This window comes from Xanthomonas vasicola, assembly GCF_000772705.2.
In the GTDB taxonomy this organism is placed as follows: domain Bacteria; phylum Pseudomonadota; class Gammaproteobacteria; order Xanthomonadales; family Xanthomonadaceae; genus Xanthomonas; species Xanthomonas vasicola.
On record NZ_JSBW02000051.1, the window covers coordinates 85,148 to 103,649 of the forward strand.

At 64.4% G+C, this 18,502-nt stretch carries 8 protein-coding genes and 2 pseudogenes; 5 read left to right on the plus strand and 5 right to left on the minus strand.

All coding sequences use genetic code 11. The features are described from left to right. Nucleotides 1-93: 93 nt before the first annotated feature. Nucleotides 94-2,139 carry a XopX family type III secretion system effector gene (xopX, locus tag NX05_RS14590; protein ID WP_240307855.1) on the minus strand — a complete coding sequence of 682 codons (2,046 nt, stop codon included), beginning with the start codon at nucleotides 2,137-2,139 and terminating at the stop codon, nucleotides 94-96. Nucleotides 2,140-2,634: 495 nt separating this feature from the next. On the opposite strand from xopX, the gene NX05_RS14595 reads away from it, so the two are divergent. The 4 genes from NX05_RS14595 to NX05_RS14610 all read left to right on the plus strand — a co-directional run bounded on the left by NX05_RS14595 (nucleotide 2,635) and on the right by NX05_RS14610 (nucleotide 12,759). Beyond that, on the plus strand, nucleotides 2,635-5,448 hold the full coding sequence (locus NX05_RS14595) for a TonB-dependent receptor plug domain-containing protein (protein WP_039434131.1): 2,814 nt from the start codon (nucleotides 2,635-2,637) through the stop codon (nucleotides 5,446-5,448). A gap of 732 nt (nucleotides 5,449-6,180) precedes the next feature. After that, nucleotides 6,181-7,254 (plus strand): 3-deoxy-7-phosphoheptulonate synthase, encoded by a 1,074-nt coding sequence (locus NX05_RS14600; RefSeq protein ID WP_039434134.1) that lies wholly within the window; start codon nucleotides 6,181-6,183, stop codon nucleotides 7,252-7,254. Between the two features lie 793 nt (nucleotides 7,255-8,047). Then, nucleotides 8,048-10,225, plus strand: coding sequence for a translocation/assembly module TamB domain-containing protein (locus tag NX05_RS14605; protein ID WP_039434137.1), 2,178 nt, complete (start codon nucleotides 8,048-8,050; stop codon nucleotides 10,223-10,225). Between the two features lie 92 nt (nucleotides 10,226-10,317). Further along, nucleotides 10,318-12,759: a hypothetical protein gene (locus NX05_RS14610; RefSeq protein ID WP_039434139.1), complete on the plus strand. Its 2,442-nt coding sequence runs from the start codon at nucleotides 10,318-10,320 to the stop codon at nucleotides 12,757-12,759. 286 nt (nucleotides 12,760-13,045) lie between these two features. Here the strand turns inward: NX05_RS14610 and NX05_RS14615 are convergent, their stop codons facing one another. Together NX05_RS14615 and NX05_RS14620 are read right to left on the minus strand one after the other, a co-directional pair. Beyond that, nucleotides 13,046-13,966: an SMP-30/gluconolactonase/LRE family protein gene (locus tag NX05_RS14615; RefSeq protein ID WP_039434142.1), complete on the minus strand. Its 921-nt coding sequence runs from the start codon at nucleotides 13,964-13,966 to the stop codon at nucleotides 13,046-13,048. Next, nucleotides 13,966-14,484: a cupin domain-containing protein gene (locus NX05_RS14620; protein WP_039434145.1), complete on the minus strand. Its 519-nt coding sequence runs from the start codon at nucleotides 14,482-14,484 to the stop codon at nucleotides 13,966-13,968. The genes NX05_RS14615 and NX05_RS14620 overlap by 1 nt, the downstream gene beginning before the upstream one ends. Nucleotides 14,485-14,646: 162 nt before the next feature. Here NX05_RS14620 and glnE point away from each other — a divergent pair, with 162 nt between their 5' ends. Next, entirely contained in the window at nucleotides 14,647-17,472 is a 2,826-nt protein-coding gene (gene glnE, locus NX05_RS14625) for a bifunctional [glutamate--ammonia ligase]-adenylyl-L-tyrosine phosphorylase/[glutamate--ammonia-ligase] adenylyltransferase (protein ID WP_039434233.1), read from the plus strand. Nucleotides 17,473-17,553: 81 nt separating this feature from the next. Here glnE and NX05_RS14630 read toward each other — a convergent pair. Together NX05_RS14630 and NX05_RS24980 are read right to left on the minus strand one after the other, a co-directional pair. Beyond that, nucleotides 17,554-17,949, minus strand: a pseudogene (locus NX05_RS14630) (VUT family protein); the annotation flags it as partial. Nucleotides 17,950-17,955: 6 nt separating this feature from the next. Then, a pseudogene (locus NX05_RS24980) lies at nucleotides 17,956-18,220 on the minus strand (transposase); the annotation flags it as partial. Nucleotides 18,221-18,502 lie beyond the last annotated feature (282 nt).

Genomic DNA, 18,502 nt, shown 5'->3' on the forward strand with positions numbered 1-18,502 from the left:
TTGAGTCCTGTGGCGGCCGAGGTGGATGTCATGGCATCGCGGGCCGTGGACGTCACTGGACTCGCTGCGAATGCACCGTTGGCGCGGCGGCGCTTAATCTGAGCGCGGCCTGTCAGCGCCCCCCGGCGCACGTTCGGGCGCAGCGGCTTGGTTGTCATCGATCTCGGTAAGGGTGACGCTGCTGCTGGGGCGGCCTTGCGCCGCTTCGCCGGCTTCCTGGATGGCTTGCAGGATCGAATCTCCCACGTTCTCCGCGTACTCCTCTAGCTGTTCATCTCTCAGGCTCAGCAGATACCCCAACGTGCGGTGCGATGTTTGCTGCAGTTCTTCGGCAGAGGAGGGAACACGGGTTTCCAGCGGTGTGCCATCCGGTCCGGTGAACCTGCGGCCAAGCTGGCGTTCGCCCCAGTTCATCGCCAACTCCGCACCGCGTGCGATCGGGCCTGGCATCGTCACCGCCATCAGCGACATGATGACCCCGGCATAAAACTGAGCGTTCGGTGAGGATTCGATCAAGCTTTTGTCGGTGAGCACCTTGGACAACTTCTCTGCGCCCAGCGCAAGGGCGATGACCATGCTGCCGCCACACATGGCCTTGAAGCGTTCCATTGCGTCTTGCCGCGTGGCCTGCTTATTCCATGTCGACTGCGCCATCACCGCTGTGACGATGCAGGTGTCGCTGATCAGGTTGATCGTGCCCAACCGATCAGGTTGGATAAGGTAGACGGTCGAGCCGGTCACCGCAGTTGCCAGTATCATCAATGCCACCTTGGAGGACACATCGTGGTTGGGCATTTGGCGCCCAAGACTTGGCGTCTGTTCGCTATCTAGATGCAATACGCTTGCGAGCCGTTTGCTACACCTGTCTAGCGTTTCCAACAGATGCGTGCATTGCGCATTTACCGTCCTGGTGAGTTCGCGCCCTCCATCCTGATTGATAAAGTCGCGGCGCGCCTGCTGAAACGCCTCGCAGGAGGCGTCCAGCTGTTCGCGGATTAGCTGCAGCTGCGCGCGGACCTCTTCGTTAATGCGTTCAGGCGGCAGGCGGGCGCGCAGTTGCTGCGCCTGGTTGTTCAGACCCGTTGCCTGCGCTGCGGCGGCGCCCAGGCGTGTCGTTGTATCCAGCAGTCTGTTGCCGAGCTTACTGAGGCTGTTCCAAAGGAACGGGGTCAGCATCATGGCCGTGAAGCTCACCGAAACGCCCGCGGCGTAGCCGATGTTTTTGCTGACGTCCTCGGCGTTTCTGCGCGTATCCGGATCGCCGAATTTCTTTGGAAGTTCGGTAGTGAGGAACAACGTGTTGATCAGCAGGTTGTAGAGATGCATTTCGTTCGCTTCGCGGCCTAGCTGACCACCCCCGATGATCGGAAAGGGAAAGCCGTCAGCAGTGGGGCGTAACGCCGAGGCCGACATACTAAGTACCCCCTTGGTGGCGGTGGACATAGTGAAGGCGAAGGTTTTGGCCTGATTGCCCATCAGCGGGCTGGGAATCACGATCGGCCAGAAATTGATGAGGTTGCCAATCGATTTCAGTACGCGTGGGCCGACCGGTACGGTGTGATCGAGCGGCTGCAGGGCGTCCAGTACCTGCTTAACGTCGCCCAGCAGCTGCTTGCGTTGATGCGTTCCGAGTCCGCATGCTGTCTCGATGATCCGGCCTAGCTCCTGCATCTGCTCGCGGCAGGAGTCCAACGTATGCGGCGTCGCGTGTTCCGGATCGGCGCCCCGTAGGATTGCCAGAAACGCGGGATCGTCCGCATGGATCTGCAGCATGGTGCGCAGATCCGCGAGCGACCAGAGATTGGATGCCCCCTTCGAGACCGCAGCGCGAGCCTGCTGAAAGCCGCTTGCCAATGCAGCATTTGCGCGCGCGGCAAGTGTCGCGCCAGTGGACGGGCCGGAGGCCTGTGCGGGCGAATGCGCCTGCATGTCAGGGTCGTGCAAGTCCATCTGCGAAGCGCCGTGCTCGGAGTCGGCACTGGACGCGCGCGACCGGCTGCGCGGAGTGAGCGCCGACAAGCTGGGGTGGAGCGGCGGTTGCCTCGGCGGTGCGGCGTCGGCGACGGGGGCGTTGTCCGCAAGGGCGTCGTGCGGTGGCGCGAGAGAAGAAGAGCTTGCGGTTTGTGTTTTGATCTCCATAGAGAGTTTCCTTGGTGAGGGGAATGGCCAGCTCGCACTGGCTGGCTCATGAATCATTCGTACAAACGTGCCCGGCCGATGTAGCGCGGTGCGAAGTGCTGCACTGCAAGAAGAATCGACGAAACAACACGGTGGCAACTTGTGAGCGCGTGACGCCCCGCCACCTGTGCTGGTCGAGTGCGCTCGGAGCACGTGGGTCGTACTGAAGACGGCGCCAGGCCGCCGCAGTGCCAATCGCCGGCACACTCTGCAATCACGTGTTGACACCGATGTCATTGCAGCCTTAGCGTCACATGGCAGGCGCTTGCGCCGAGCGGTCGGGGGGCCATCGGACAAGGGGCAGCGGTGCATGCATCGCTGGCAGGCGTCGTTGCAGCGCATTGCACGCCGGCCACGGCCGGCCTCTCCCGGGATCTTATGAACTGCCGCAGTCATCGCCTTGCCTTGTCGATTTCCGTCTCCCTTGCCGTGACTGTCGCGTGCGCGCCGCCGCTCATGGCCCAGCAAATCGAACCCGATGCCACGCGCGCCACCTCCACGCTGGACGCGGTCAGCGTCACCGGCTCGCGCATCAAACGCGCGCAGGTCGAAGGCGCGCAGCCGGTGGTCACCATCAGCGCGCAGCAGATACAGCAGGAAGGCTTTGCCACCGTCTACGACGTGCTCAACAGCATGAATCAGCAGGGCTCGGTGGAAGCCGATACGCAGTGGGGCTCGCATACGCCCAACGCCTCGCCGATCAATCTGCGCGACCTGGGGCCGGGCCGCACGCTGCTGCTGGTCAACGGCCATCGCGTGGCCGATTACCCGCTGCACTACGGCGGCGAGAGCAACTTCTCCAACTACAGCAATATTCCGTCTGCTGCGGTGGAGCGCATCGACATCCTCACCGGCGGCGCGTCGGCGATTTACGGCTCCGATGCAGTGGCCGGCGTGATCAACGTGACCCTCAAGCGCAACTACCAGGGCGACCAGATACGGCTGCGCGGCGGCACTGCCACCGAAGGTGGACGCGATAGTTTCGACGTGTCGTGGGCCGGCGGGCGCACCGGCGAGAACTGGAGCCTGACATACGCGCTGCAAACCACCAAGCGCGACCCGCTGAGTGGACGCAATCGCCCCAAAATGGACGATTCGGACGACATGTCCTATTCCAACTGGACCGGGCAGAACCGCCTGTACGGCTTCAACCCGTTCACTGGCTTGAGCCTGATCGATGCCAACACCAACGAGCGCCTGGCGCCGCCTGCCGGCACCTGCGCGCGCTTCGGCGGTGAGTTCATCGACGGGCAGCGGCTGAGCTACAACCAGAACACCGGCGCACTCACTAATGCCGGCGATTACTGCGGCGTTGCGCGCGATTACGGCGACTGGGGCCTGGTTACCGGCAGTGAGGATTATTCGGCGTATCTCTACGGCACCTGGAAGTTCGGCGAACACACCGAGGCCTGGGCCACGGTGTCGGCCAACCGCAGCATCGGCCGCTGGACCTACGACCCACCGTACGCGTATCTGGGCCCGTTCCAGGACGCAGCCACCGGCCGTTCGTTGAATTTGATCCGCCAGCTCACCCGGCGCGAAGCCGGCGGTTGGGACCGGCTTGCCAACGACAACAAGGAACAATCCTGGGATCTGAGCGCCGGCTTGCGCGGCGTGTGGGCCGACCGTTTCGATTGGGAGTTGAGCGTGGGCCGCTCGCGCTACACCGTCGACGAATACATCCGCACCGTGGACACCGCGCGCGCCACCGACTACTTCCTCGGCAGCTCCCTCGGCACCGCCGCCGATGGCACGTCGATCTATGCGATCAACCAAGCGCGCTTGTATACGCCACTGTCGATGGACCAATACGACGCGCTGGTCGCCAAATCGCACAACTCGGCGTATTCGTGGGTCAATCAAGCAAGTTTCAGCGTGAGCGGCGATGTGGTGCAGGGCTGGGCCGGGCCGATCCGTTTCGCCACCGTGGCCGAAGTGGCAAAGCAGGGCTATCAACTCTCCCCCGACCCGTGCGCCAACGCGTGCTACCCGGTGGATGTGGTGGACAGTGGCGGCGGCGAACGCCTGCGCAGTTCGGCCGGTCTGGAATTCCAGATTCCGTTGCTCTCCACATTAAGCGCGAATGTGGCAGGCCGCTACGACCGCTACGGCAACTACCGTTCTTCGGCCGCCATCCCCACCGATGTGGGCACGCAGAGCGACACCACCTGGAGCGCCGGCCTGGAATGGCGGCCGGTGGAGAGCCTGCTGGTGCGCAGCACGGTGGCCACCAGCTTCCGCGCGCCGGACATGCATTACGTGCTGGGCGAACCCAGTTCCACCAATCAGACGGTGATCGATCAATACCGCTGCATTTCCTCGGGCGCGTACCTGACCGGCGGCTGCAACGACGAGAACAACAACATTTTCTACACCGTGGATGTCAATCGTCGCGGCACCCCGGATCTACGCTCGGAAACCGGTCGCTCGTTCACCGGTGGCATCGTGTGGGACATCGCACAAGGCTTGTCGTTGAGCGTGGATTACTACCGCATCCAGCTGGAGGAAATGATCAAGGATCTGGACCGTGACGAGATCCTGTCGGCCGAAGCCGGCTGCCGCACCGGCACCACCATCAGCGGCGGCACCTGGAACAATCCGGGCGGCGCGGGCTATTGCGACACCATCACCTCACGCGTGATGCGCAATGCCGACGGCACTATCGCCAGCATCGATCGCGGCCCGATCAACCTGGCGCAGATGGAAACCTCCGGTATCGATGCCGCGCTGACGTATCGCCTGGCCACCGCAGGCTGGGGCAACTTCCAGTTGTCGCTGGACTACAACAACCTGATCGCCTACCGCGAGCAGATCTACCGCACCGACAGCGACGAAAACCGTCGCGACGAACGCGTGCGCAGCCGCGTCCGTGGCAGCGTGCATTGGGACAACGGCGGCGCCTGGGACTGGACCGTGTACTTCCGCCGTATCGGCGCGATGCGCGCCGTCAACTGGGGCACCTGCGAACGCTTTGATGACGGCTATCAACCCAGCGTCTCCGATGCGTGTCTGGTGACCGATACCGCCAACGTGCACCTGGGCGAAACCAGCAAGCGTTACTTCGGCCGCGTAGGGCCGGCGATCTACTGGAACCTGAGCACCGGTTACAAGATCACCGACCACGCCAAGGTCAATTTCTACGTCAACAACGTGTTCAACGAAGTGGGCTACGACCACAAGGAGCGCTTCTACGGTTACGGCCTCTACAACACCACACTGTTCAACCCGATTGGCCGCGAAGTGGCGGCGGAGTATGTGTTTACGTTCTGAGTGATTGCGGCTCCTCTGCACGTCACGGTTGGTGCCGTGGCGTGCGAGTGTCTGATGTCTGTGTTGCGATGGTGCGGATGAAGCTGCCATCGCGACGGCGATCGTATCTATCAGCGAAGCCAGCACAGGGTGTTCGACCACCTCTGCGTTGGCGACGTACGACGCCGCGGTCGGCACTGGGAGGTGGCGTGTTGGTGATGTGGTCGCAACGCACTCGATAGATCGCTGGGGCCATGCCGAACATGCGCAGCCGTTTGAGTTGGCGATGCTTGGGGCGGACTGCGAGATTTATTGAGGCGACCCGTTAGATCACTGTTTCATTGATTGTTCGCATCGAGCCGATTGGCTGCAGCGATGTCGCCAATCGCCAGGTTGGCCATCGGCCCCGCAAGCTGTGCCGAAATCACTGCTCCAGGAGTCATTGCGCTCCTGTGCGCGTGTCTTTCAGCGGCTGCAGAGGACGTTTGCCTCAACCCGCGCCCGGTTCCGTTGCCGATGAAACAGTAGCAACGCGCAAATGTGCGTGGTATCAATGCAATCCATGAACGCACCCCGCAGCCAGTTTTATTTTTGGTACTACGGTTTTCCAATGCCGCTGGCGGAGGAAGGATTGCGCTCACCCTGAAGGAAACTTCAGCAGCATTCCCGAAAAGCCGCCAGCGCACACTGGCGGCTTTTTTGTTGCCGCCTCGCCTGGCTCCCCGATGCAACACCGCCCACCGAGACACTGTTATGCCGCCTGTGACCGATGACCTGCGTATCCGCAAGATCGAAGCCCTCGCACCGCCTTCGCAGCTGCTGTCGCTGCTGCCCTGCGATGAGCGCTCCTCCGAAACCGTGACCAACTCGCGCGTCGCGCTACACGAAATCCTGCATGGGCGCGACGACCGCCTGGCGGTGGTGATCGGGCCCTGCTCGATCCACGACCCGGTCGCGGCGATGGAGTACGCGCAGCGCCTGCGTCCGTTGCGCGACCAGTTTGGCGACGCGCTGGAAATCGTGATGCGGGTGTACTTCGAAAAACCGCGCACCACCATCGGCTGGAAAGGCTTGATCAACGATCCGGATCTGGACGGCAGCTTCCAGATCAATAAAGGCCTGCGCGTAGCGCGCGGCTTGCTACGCGATATCAACAATCTCGGCTTGCCGGCCGGCGTGGAGTTTCTCGACATCATCTCGCCGCAATACATCGCCGACCTGGTGGCGTGGGGCGCGATTGGCGCACGCACCACTGAGAGCCAGGTGCATCGCGAATTGGCGTCCGGCCTGTCATGCCCGGTGGGCTTCAAGAACGGCACCGGCGGCGACGTCAAGATTGCGGTGGACGCAGTGGGCGCGGCCTCGCATCCACATCATTTTCTGGCCGTCACCAAGGACGGCCATACCGCCGTGGCAGCGACCGCGGGCAACCCGGATTGCCATGTGATCCTGCGCGGCGGCAAGCAGCCCAACTACGATGCGGCCAATGTGGAAGCGGCCAGCCAGGTGCTCAACAAATCTGGCTTGCCGGCGCGCCTGATGATCGATGCCAGCCATGCCAACAGCAGCAAAAACCCCGAGAATCAGCCGAAGGTCATCGACGACATCAGCAATCAGCTGGAAGCAGGCGAAACGCGCATCGTCGGCGTGATGGTGGAAAGCCACCTGGTCGGCGGGCGCCAGGAATTGCTGCCGGGCTGCGCGCTGACCTATGGCCAGAGCATCACCGACGGTTGTATCGGTTGGGATGCCTCGGTGCAGGTGTTGGAACGTCTTGCGACAGCGGTGCGCGCGCGGCGCGCGCGACGGGTTGCCGAGGCTGCGTGAGCTGCGGGACCGCATTATTAGCGGCGGCAATCGCGCCTGCAATGATGCTTATGCGCCGAATGCTCAAGCCCTCTCCCCCGGGAGAGGGGGTGGGGTGAGGGTACGGCGGAAGACAGCCATCCCAAACCACCTGCTTGCAAATGGCCTGGCGCAGCCTAACGGAAAACAGCAGCTTTGAAGGTCAGCAAATTCCTACTAGCAGCACATCACGCGCAACGCTAGGAACTTTCACAGTCCAGCATCCGAAGCACGATATGCGATGTGCAAATATCCGCGTGCAGCACCTCCAACGCAGCACACACTTCTGCCATCAGTGACTCACAATAAAAAGTATCGATCAGCATGGCAGCGAGCGCATCAGCGTCAATGGCCGCCACAGACGAAGAACTTCGGGCCGGCGCAGCGAGCCGGCCCGACGGATTGGACATCACCAAGTGACGGCCCGTTTTGCTCAGTGGAAGGAGGGGGAGAGAGCCTTCCTGTCACTTCACGCTAGCGGGCAGTCACGTTATCCGCCCGGTACGTGACCCTGCGATGTCGCTGCATGTCGCAGGCAGCAATGAAGTTTTAGCAGCGTTAAACCCATGGAGTGTTGATGCCAAACGTTCAGCGCGACACCAGTGCATGCGCTGCCAGGGATACGATCTTGCTGCAGTGATCACGGCCGCTTGCCAATCTGTAAGCTCCACCGCGCATCCCCAATCCCTCATCTCCATAGCGGCAACGGCCGCATTCACGCCTCGCGGTCAGCACAACCGCGATAGTGGCGGAAGACTCTTTCCTGCCTGTGCCCATGCCCTCACTTCGCGACCGCTTTCAGCGCTGGCCACGGCCGTGGCGTCGTGCGGTGGTCGTGGTGTTGGCGCTGTACGCGCTGTACCTGCTGGCGGGCAACATTTATCTCAATACCCCGCTGTTCGACGCCAGCACCAACCGGCAGCCGCATAAGTTCACCATGCAGACCGGCCCGGCGCTGACGCTGTTTCCGGGCGAGGTCCTCGCCTGGAACGTGCGCATGCGCGGGCAGGCCAACCGCACCGTGTACGTCTTTCATGCCGACCGCGCACACGCACGTGTGGCGCTGCTGCCGTTGTTCCGGCGCCAGGTGCGTCTGCCGTGGCTGCACGCCACCGGCCTGAGCGCGGAAGTGGAAACCTCCGACACGCCGATCCCACCGCCGCCGCGTGGCGACCAGGGCTGGACGTTGCGCTTCGATGCGATCACCAGCAACAGCATCCGCAGTGCGCGTCTGGGCAAGTTGCTGATTGCCGGTAACGGGCACGGCAGGGTCGGTTTCCTGAAGCAACTCAAGGGCGGGCCGTCGGAGCTGTTTCCGTCCGAAGCGGGCTTTACCGATGCGGTGGTCAGCTACGACGGGGTGCGAGTGTTCAACGGCGCGCAGCTGGACACGCAATTCCAGTTTCCGCGCCATTACCGCGATGAAGCGCCTGGCTTGCGCAAACTCGGCATCACCCGCGCGCGGCTGCAGTTGAAGGCCAATACCGCGGCGCTGAAGATCGATACCGGCGCGCCGCATGTGGACGTCAGCAGCGGACCATCGGCGGCGCGTGTGGAGGCCGATATCCGCCTGGACGGCGGCGCGCTACAGCCGGGCAGCCGTGCGGTATGGCGACTGCCGTTGCTGGCCGGTGTGGGTGCCACCGACCGCGGCATGCTGGCGCTGCAGCTGGACGTGGCGCAGGACATCCGTGTGCAGGCACGGCTGCCGCGCGATGAGAAGACCGGCAGCGAACTGCACGCCGATCTGCGTGTCGCCGGCCGCAGCATTCCGTTTGAACAACCGGCGCAGGTGCTGCCGCGCTTGTCGGGCCAGGTGCGCGGGCGCTGGAAGTTTGAATCCTTGAACTGGATCGCCGAACTATTTGTGCGCAAGCCCTGGTTTCAGCTGCAAGGCGGCGGTCTGGTCGAGGCGGATCTGCGTCTTGCTCAGGGCCGGCTCACCAGTGGCAGCACGCTGGATATTCCACGGGTCGAGGCGGTGGCGCAGGTGTTCGACACGCGGCTGGCCGGTATCGCCAAGGCGCACGGGCGCATCGACGATGCCGCCACGCCGCAGGCGCATCTGGATGTGAGCATTCCCACCTTCAAGGCGGCGCCGCGCGATGCGCCCAAACAACTCTTGCTGGATGGCCGTGATCTGCACCTGGCCATGCATGGCGATGCCGAGCTGGCCCGCTTGAGCGACACGCTCAAGGCGCAGCTGCGTTTCAGCGATGCGCGTGTGCCCGATCTCACCGTCTATAACCGCTATTTGCCGGGCAATAACGTGCGCCTGCTCGGTGGCAGCGGCAGCCTGACCGGCGATGTGGCGCTCAATGCGTCCGGCGATGTCGGCAGCGGGCATGCAAATCTGCGCGGGCAGGGCGCGCATCTGGCATTGGCCGGCGTGCAGATGCGCGGCGATGCCGAGTTGCAGGCAACGCTGCAACGCGCAGACTTCAAGAACAAGTTCTTCGACCTCAGTGGCACCCGCATCCGCCTGCGCAATATGCGCGTGGGCGATGAAGGCAAAGACGCCAACTGGTGGGGCGAGCTGCAGGTGGGTGCCGGCACCATCCAGGCCGATGCACCGTTCCAGGTGGATGCCGATGCGGCCATTCGCATGCGCGATATCGCACCGCTGCTCTCTGTGTTCGCGCAAAGCGCCGACTATCCGCGCTGGGTGCTGGGCTTGCTGGATTCGGGCGAACTGGATGCCACCGGCCGGGTCCGCTGGCGCAAGCAGCAGTTGGTAGTCGATGACCTGCATGCGGAAAACGCGCGTTTGTCGCTGCGCGCGCGGCTGGCCTTGAACGATGCGCAGCGGCGCGGCGATCTGTATCTGCGCTGGGGCGTGCTTGGTGCCGGCATTGAGCTCGATGGCAAGCAGCGACAATGGCACCTGGCTGGCGCACGTGAGTGGTATGACGCACAGCCCGGACTGTTGCCGGCGGTCTCCAAAACCAAGTGATGCGGTTGCCGTCGCGATAGCGCCGCGCCCTGCTCACGGCAGACTTGGCACACTGCGCATGCCGCGTGCGCGGTTTTCAGGAGCCTGCCGTCATGACGATGCCTGTGCGCGCCCGCTGGCGTGCCTTGCCGCGCGCACTGCGTTGGCCGCTACTGGCGCTGATCGCGCTGTACGCAAGCTATGTGCTGCTGGGCAATCTGTTGCTCAATACGCCACTCGGCCCGGCAGCGCTGAACCGCTCGCCCGATAAGTTCACGATGCAATGGGGCCCGGGACTGACCTGGTGGCCCGGACGTGTGGTGCTATGGGACGTGGATCTGCAAGGCCATTCGACGCGCACGAACTGGAACGCGTATGTGCAGCGGATGAGCGGGCAGATTCGGCTGCTGCCATTGCTGCACCGGCAACTGCTGGTGCCGGAGTTGCACGCGCACGGCGTGCGTGGCGGCATGCAGGCTGCTGTCGTAGCGCCGGGAGCGTCAGCGGCGCAATCGTCTGCGGCAACGCAAGCGACGCGTGCTGCTGTTGCTCCGGTGAAGGGGGGCGCCGATACGCCGGCCGCTCCAGCACACGAGGGGATGCCCACAGCAACGCCCAATGTCGAAAACACGGCGGCGACGCAGCCGCCCGCGCAGAATCTAGGCGTAACGACTGCAACCACCACAACCAACGCAACGCCCACAACCGGTGTGACGCAATCAGCCCAGCGCGTTGACGCTCAAGCCAGCACACCAACATCACCAACCGCCTGGACCCTGCAATTCGACCACATCGTTGCCGATCACGTGCAGGACTTGGCGCTGCGTCAGCTGCACATCGAAGGCGACGGCCAACTGCAACTGGGTCTGTTCAAGCAACTGCGTGGCGGGCCGATGGAAATCTTCCCTTCGCGTGCAGTGTTCGAATCAGCGCGTGTGCGCTGGGGCGAACGCGAAGTGCTGCGCAATGGACAGCTGCGTATCGAAGCCAGCATCGCGCGGCATTCACCGGATCAGGCAAGTGGACGAGCAGTGCTGCAGCTCACGGATGCGCTGATCGCCTTGCATGGCGACACCGCAGCGTTGGATGTCACCCGCAATGCGCAGGGCCGGCACACGGTCGCAACGCGTGCCGGCAAGGGGCGTGCGGATGGTGAACTGCGCTGGATACGCGGTGCGTTGCAGTCTGGTAGCCAACTGCGCTGGCGCGCACCGCTGCACGACAGCACGCGCGCACCGGCCGCTTTGCTGGGCGAACTGACCGCGCAGTTGCAGGTCGATCAAAATATGCGGGTGCAGGTACGCATGCCCGAGCCGGCCGATGCCGGGCTGACGCTGGATGCCGACCTGCGCGTGCAAGGCCGGCAGTTGCCGTTGCAATCCATGCGCAGCCTGTTGCCGCGCACTTCCGGGCATGCGCGGCTGCATTGGCAACTGTCGTCGCTGCGCTGGATTCCCGCGCTGTTTCCGGATGTGGACTGGCTCACGCTGGAAGGCGACGGTCTGGTTGATGCCGACCTGCAGATCGATCGCGGCCAGCTTGCTGCCGGCAGCCGCCTGCAGGTACCGCATGTGCAAGCGCAGGTGGGCGTGATGGGGCACGCGATTACGGGGCAGGCCAGTGCCGATCTGCGCGTTGATGCCGATGCCAACGGGCAATTGCTGCCTGCGCTTGCATTGAAAATGCAGCAGTTTTCAATCGCACATAGCGACGCAACAACGCGCCCGTTCGTGCAAGGCAGCGATTTGCGCCTGGATCTGCAAACACGCGCCGATGCACGCAACCTGAGCAGCCTGCGCGATGCCACGCGCGCGCACTTGGTGTTTACCAATGCGCGCGTGCCGGATCTACGTGCCTACAACCGCTATCTGCCGCAGCAGCAACTGCGTTTTGACGGCGGCAACGGCGTGCTCAGTGGCGATCTGCAGATCGAGCCGGGTGGGCGCATCGGCAAAGGCGGTTTGCGCATCGGTGCGCGTGCAGCGCGGCTGCAGTTTGCCGGCTTGGCACTGCGCGGCGATGTGGATGCGGACCTGCGTCTGCAGCGCGGCGACCTGCGCGCCGAAAATTTCAGTCTGGATGCCAGCAGCATCCAGCTGCGCAATGTTGGGTTCACCGGCCCGGATGGACAGCGTCGTGATGGCTGGTGGGCGCGCATCGTGCTGGACGATACGCGCATGCAATGGCGTCAGCCGGTTGGTGTCGATGGACGTGTGCGTATCCAGGTGCGCGACCTGGCGTTTTTGATGGCGTTGTATACACGCGACCGCTCGATTCCGAACTGGATGCTGCAATTGGTGGACGCCGGCCAGGCGCAGCTGACCGCGCGCGTGCACTGGCAAGGCGAAACGGTCATCGTCGACCGGTTGCAGGCACGCAACGAGCGCTTTCAGGGCGATGCGCGTCTGCGGTTGCAGGGCAACCAACGCAGCGGCAGCCTGCTGGCACGTTGGGGACTGCTCAGTGCGGCCGTGGGCCTGCGCGGCGATGTGCCCGAGTGGCATCTGCTGCGTGCACAGCAGTGGTATCGCGCACAGCCGGACCTGCTGCGCTGAGGGCTGCAGCGCGTGCACCGATGTGAGGGAAAGCGCCAGTTCTGTACTACTCAGTATTGTTTTGCAGTGCAGCGTGCAAGTCGGATCCGGGGCGCGCACTATGATCCTGCATCCCGACGTGGGGGAGGGAGCAAAGCCCGCTGGCAGTTCGCTGCAAGCGGGCTTTTTTATGCCTGAACGTTACCGGGTCAAGCGCCAGCCGGTGCCAGCGGCCAAACCTTGCACGCCCGCGGCACGCCACAGCAAAGGCTGTCCTGACGCGCCGTGGCGCCCCGGCTCGCGGGGCTTATTGCTCCAGCTCCAGCAGCCACAACGTGCTGCCGCCGGTGATGAATAACCGCCGTTGCGCCAGATCGAATGTGCAATTGGAGGCCGTGTGCGGTGTCGGCACCAGGCCGAGCAATTGGCCGTCGCTGTCGAAGATGCACACGCCTGCGCCGGAGCTGCTCCACAGCCAGCCCTGGCGGTCCACGCAGAAGCCGTCTGCCAGGCCGTCCGGCACCACCGCGAAGCGGCGCTGGTTGTGCAGTGCGCCATCGTGCCAGTCGAAAGCGGTGATCTCCGGCTCGCCGGGGCCGCCTTCGGGCGTCTGCGACACGTACAGCACGTTTTCGTCGGGCGAGAACGCCAGCCCGTTGGGATGATCCAGGCTGACCATGCACTGCAGGGCGCCGCCGTCGGGCGGCAGCCGGTAGACGCCGTGATGGTCCAGTTCCCGCGGGCCCGGGCAGCCCTGGCTGGGCTTGAGCAACCCGAAGGGCGGGTCGGTGAACCAGATCGCGCCATCGCGCGCGACGATCAGATCGTTCGGCGAATTGAGCCGTTTGCCCTCGAACCGCCCGACCAGCAGATGCGCCCGGCCATCGACATCGCTGCGGGTGATCGCGCGGCGCCCGTGTTCGCAGTGCACCAGCCGCTGCTGCGCATCCACCGCATTGCCGTTGGTGAAGGCGGTGGCGTCCAACAACACATCCACTGCGCCGTCTTCGCGCCGGCCAAGCACGCGGCGGCCCACCACATCGCTCCATACCAGCGTGCGCTGCGCTTCCCACCAGGCCGGGCCCTCGCTCCAGGTGGCCTGGTCGTAGAGGGTCTGCAGGCGCGCGTTGCCCAGGCGCGCAGCCAGCGCCGCGTGTTGCGTGGTGGGTGGCGGGCAATCGGCCGGCTGGGCAGCGCCGGGTGCGCGAACGCGGCAGTGGCTGTCCATCAACGCGGCGTCGGATGGCCGAACGGATGCGCGGTGGCAGCCGCTGGCGATTGTGCAAACTGCACCATCATTTGCAAGCAGGGCTGGTCGCCCAGCTGGCCGGAACGGTGGCCGCGCTGATCGGTGGTGCCCTGATCCTGGCCGAAGTGGATGTCGCCAGGGCCCATTTCCACGCGTGTGCCGTCGCCGGTTTCGATGAACCAGCGGCCGCGCAACGGAATCACCCACTGCGGGTGCGGGCTCTCATGCCAGTCGCCGACCCAACCCACCGGCAGCACCGCGAACTGGATGCCGAGCACCTTGCCAGGAAACGGCCGCAACCACTGCGGTGCGGCACCGCCACCCACGCTCTTGCTGCCAAAGCCGGGCAGCTGCGAGGCGTTGAGGCAGCTCTTGCCATCCGGGCCCGTCCACAGATGCAGGAAGGGCAGGCTGGGCGGCAGCGCCGGATCGTTGCCGTCCGTATCGAGCGGAATCAGCGAGGGCAGCAACGCTGCAGGCAAGGTGGTGGGCGACATGGCGATGCCTCGTGCGAAAGCCGCAGTGCAGCATGGGTTTTGTCAGGGCTGCGTCAGCGAGATGTTCAAAGCGGCGAAATGCTGCACGCCGCGTTGCAGTCGCTGTGCGGGATGTCGCGCATGTGTGCACTCCCTGCGTGGCAGGGATGCCAAAATCCGGTCATGCCGATGCCTATCACTTCCATGTCTGCTGCACTCACCGCCCTCATCGAGCGGGCCGTGGCGCGTGTCCGTCAATCAGTGCCTGCCGAACAGGCATGGCCAGGCGGCGAATTCGATCGGCAGCTTGCGCAGGTGGCACTGGCCAGCGAGTTCGCGCTCGATACGCTGGCGCGACAACCGGCATTGCTGCAGCACCTGGCACAACCCGATCCGCCGCCGCTGCCATTGCCGCAGCTCGATCCGGCCCAGCCACAGCTGTGGCCTGCGCAATTGCGACGCTATCGCAGCGCCGAGTCCACGCGCCTGGTGTGGCGCGATGTGCTCGGTCTGGACAGCGTCGAGGCCACCCTGGCCGGCGCAACCCAGCTAGCAGAGCACTGCTTGCAATGCGGCCTGCACGCGCTGGAGCAGCAATTCGCTACCCGCCATGGAAACGTCATTGCCGAAGACGGCAGCGTGCAACGCCTGGTGGTGTTCGGGCTGGGCAAGTTGGGCGGTGGCGAGCTGAATTTTTCGTCGGACGTGGATCTGGTGTACGCCTATCCGCAGCGCGGTCAATCCGATGGTGCGCGCCCATTGGCAGCAGAAGAGTATTTCGCGCGGTTAGGCCAGCAACTGGCCAGGTTGTTGGACGAAACCACGGCCGAGGGCTTCAGCCATCGCGTGGATCTGCGCCTGCGTCCGTTCGGCACAGCCGGCCGGGTGGCGCTGTCGTTCGCCGGCATGGATCAGTATTTCCAGCGCGAAGGCCGCGACTGGGAGCGCTATGCCTGGCTCAAGGCGCGCGCGGTGGCTGGCGATGTCGACGCCGGCGAAGCCTGGCTGGAAACGCTGCGGCCATTCGTCTACCGGCGGTATCTGGACTTCACCGCGCTGGATGGCTTGCGTGAGATGAAGGCGGCCATCACCGCCGAAGTGGCGCGGCACGATCGTCTGGACGACATCAAGCGTGGGCCCGGCGGGATTCGCGAAATCGAGTTTCTGGCGCAATCGCTGCAATTGATTCGCGGTGGGCGCGAGCCGCGTCTGCGCGAACGCCAGCTGCTGCCTGCGCTGCAGGCGCTGGTGGCCGCAGGCCAGATCGACCAGGAGAACGGCCAGGCGCTGACCACTGCGTATCGTTTTCTACGCCGGCTGGAAAATCGCCTGCAGATGTTGCGCGATGCACAGACCCACGCATTGCCGCAGGCGCCATTGGATCGCGAGCGGATTGCGCTGGGCCTGGGCTACGCGGAGTGGGCGGCCCTGCTGGACGCGCTGGCACCGCAGCGCGCACGCGTTGCGGCCGAATTTGCCGAGCTGCTGGCCCCACGCGTACGCGCCACCGCACCGGACGCGCTTGCCGATTACTGGCGCGCGCTGCCGGAAGGCGATGCAGCGCCGTTGGCGGGGATTGGCTTGAACGATCCCGCCGGCGCGCATCAGGTGTTGGCTGATTTTGCGCAGTCGTCCGGCGTGCGTGCACTGTCCGATAACGCGCGTGCGCGGCTGGATCGGGTGATGCCGGCACTGCTGCACGCGGCCACCCGCGCCAGCCAGCCGGATGCGGCAGTGCGTCGCATGCTCGGCCTGCTGCAGGCCACCTTGCGTCGCACCAGCTATCTGGCCTTGCTCGACGAGCAACCCAGCGCGCTTGCCCGCCTGGTCGATGTGCTCTCGCGCAGTGCGCTGCTGGCCGAGCGGCTGGCGGCGTATCCGTTGCTGCTGGACGAATTGCTCGACACGCGCATCAGCGGCCCGCGGCCGGATCGCGCAGCGCTGCACGCGGCCTGCGCCGACACCTTGCATATCGAGGACACCGAAGCGGCGCTGCGCGAGCTCAACGAGCGCCGGCTTGCCCTGAGCTTCCGTATTGCACTGGCCACGCTGGATGGCCGCCAGCAGGCGGTGGAAAGCACCCGGCAACTGGCCTGGCTTGCAGAAGCCGTGGTGCAGACCGTGCTGCAGCTGGCGCGTAGCGAAATGGTGGCAGCACACGGGCACGTGCCCGGCGGCAGCTTTGCCATCGTCGGCTACGGCAGTCTGGGCGGGCTGGAGCTGGGCTTCGGATCGGATCTGGATCTGGTGTTTCTCTACGATCATCCGCCCGAGGTGGACGCCTCCGACGGCAAGCGTCCGCTGGAGGCCGGGCGCTGGTTTGCGCGGCTTGCGCAGAAGGTGATGGCATTGCTGGCTGCCGAGACCGGCGCCGGCCGGCTGTACGACATCGATGTGCGACTGCGCCCGGATGGCGGCAAGGGCGCACTGGTGTCCTCGCTGGCCAGTTACCGCGAATATCAGCGCGACCGCGCCTGGACCTGGGAGCATCAGGCCCTGGTGCGTGCACGCGCAGTGGCCGGCGACGCGGCGCTTTGCGACGCGTTTGCCCACGTGCGCCGCTATACGTTGATGCGGGTGCGCGACACCGCGCAGTTGCACGAGGACGTGCGAAAGATGCGTGCGCGCATGCGTGCCGAACTGGATCGCAGCGATGCCGGCCGGCTGGATCTCAAGCAAGGCGCTGGCGGCCTGGTGGATCTGGAATTCGTGTTGCAGGCTGGCGTGCTCGGCATGGCAGCGCAGCAGCCGCAGCTACTCGATGTTTGCGATACGCCGGCATTGATCGACGCGTTGGTGCAGGTGCACTGGCTGCCGGATGACAGCGCCGCAGCACTGCATCAGGCGCATGCAGCGCTGGTGGATGCCGGCCTGAGCTGCACGCTGGACCGCCGCCCGCGTCTGATCGCACCGACGCCGGCCATCCAGCAGGCGCGCGGCGTCATCTTCAACGCCGCACGGGTGCAGGGCCTGATATTTCCGCTGGGCAAGGACGAAACAGCGCTGTGAGTGCGGTGCATGCGATGCGTGCGTAACAACCGACAACAACGATGCGTTGCCGTCCTCGCGGTAGCAACGCATGCGCTAGCGTTATGCGTTCTGCCGACGCGGCGCGCTAGGCCAGAGCAACGCGCGAAACGGGCCGAGTAAAAACACGCCCATGCCCAGTTTTACCGCCAGATCGCCTGCGGTCCAGCTGGCCCACGGCAGGCTCGTGCCGGCAAACGCAATGCTCCAGAAGATGGTGGTATCCAGGGTGGTGCTGCAGGTGGTGGCCACGATGGGCGCGCGCCACCAGCTGCCGTCGTGCAGGCGGTCGAACACGCTGATGTCCAGCAATTGCGCCGCGATAAAGGCGCTGCAGGAGGCCACCGCAATGCGTGGCGTCGCCAGCCAGAACGAGAGCAGCACCGCCAACGCAAACCCGCACTAGGCCAGCGTGCGTGCCGCACGCGGCCTGAAGCGGCGATGGATCAGGTTGCTGACCTGGGTCAGGGCGTGAAGCTTAGGTCGAGCTCCGCCTGGGCGAAATACGCACTGGCCTTGCGCAGGATCTCGCTGGCTTGCCCCAGCGCGCGCACTTCGCGTTCCAGCGCTTTTATCCGTGTCCGCTCGTCCGTCGTCGGCCTGCTGACGCTGTCGGCATCAGGCTCGGCCTGACGCACCCAATTGCACAGCGTCTGCGACCAACAGCCTATTTTCGCGGGAATCGATTCGATCGCCCATCGCGAGCTGACTTTCCTTGGTGCTCCCGCACTAGCCGAACCGCTCTTACGCTTCCAAGGAATACTTCGTCTTACTCATGGCCCCATCTTCTCAGGAGTTTGAGCCTCCCAACTTCCCGGGGCGATTCACCCCGCAATGCTTCGCCGTCCCAACCATGACTTCGGGCATAAAACGACATTCAGAAAGCTCTGCGTCAAACTTTATTCAACACTTACTGCAGGAGATCAACATGGGAATATGTAGCTCAAAGCCGTGCCTGCAGGCTCACCTGGACATTATGCGACCCCTGTCACAGTAAAGATTGATCAGACCA

Coding starts and splice junctions, on each gene's coding strand:
- xopX (WP_240307855.1), bottom strand. CDS start 2,139: ATGGAGATCAAAACACAAACCGCAAGCTCTTCTTCTCTCGCGCCACCG.
- NX05_RS14595 (WP_039434131.1), top strand. CDS start 2,635: ATGGCCCAGCAAATCGAACCCGATGCCACGCGCGCCACCTCCACGCTG.
- NX05_RS14600 (WP_039434134.1), top strand. CDS start 6,181: ATGCCGCCTGTGACCGATGACCTGCGTATCCGCAAGATCGAAGCCCTC.
- NX05_RS14605 (WP_039434137.1), top strand. CDS start 8,048: ATGCCCTCACTTCGCGACCGCTTTCAGCGCTGGCCACGGCCGTGGCGT.
- NX05_RS14610 (WP_039434139.1), top strand. CDS start 10,318: ATGACGATGCCTGTGCGCGCCCGCTGGCGTGCCTTGCCGCGCGCACTG.
- NX05_RS14615 (WP_039434142.1), bottom strand. CDS start 13,966: ATGGACAGCCACTGCCGCGTTCGCGCACCCGGCGCTGCCCAGCCGGCC.
- NX05_RS14620 (WP_039434145.1), bottom strand. CDS start 14,484: ATGTCGCCCACCACCTTGCCTGCAGCGTTGCTGCCCTCGCTGATTCCG.
- glnE (WP_039434233.1), top strand. CDS start 14,647: ATGCCGATGCCTATCACTTCCATGTCTGCTGCACTCACCGCCCTCATC.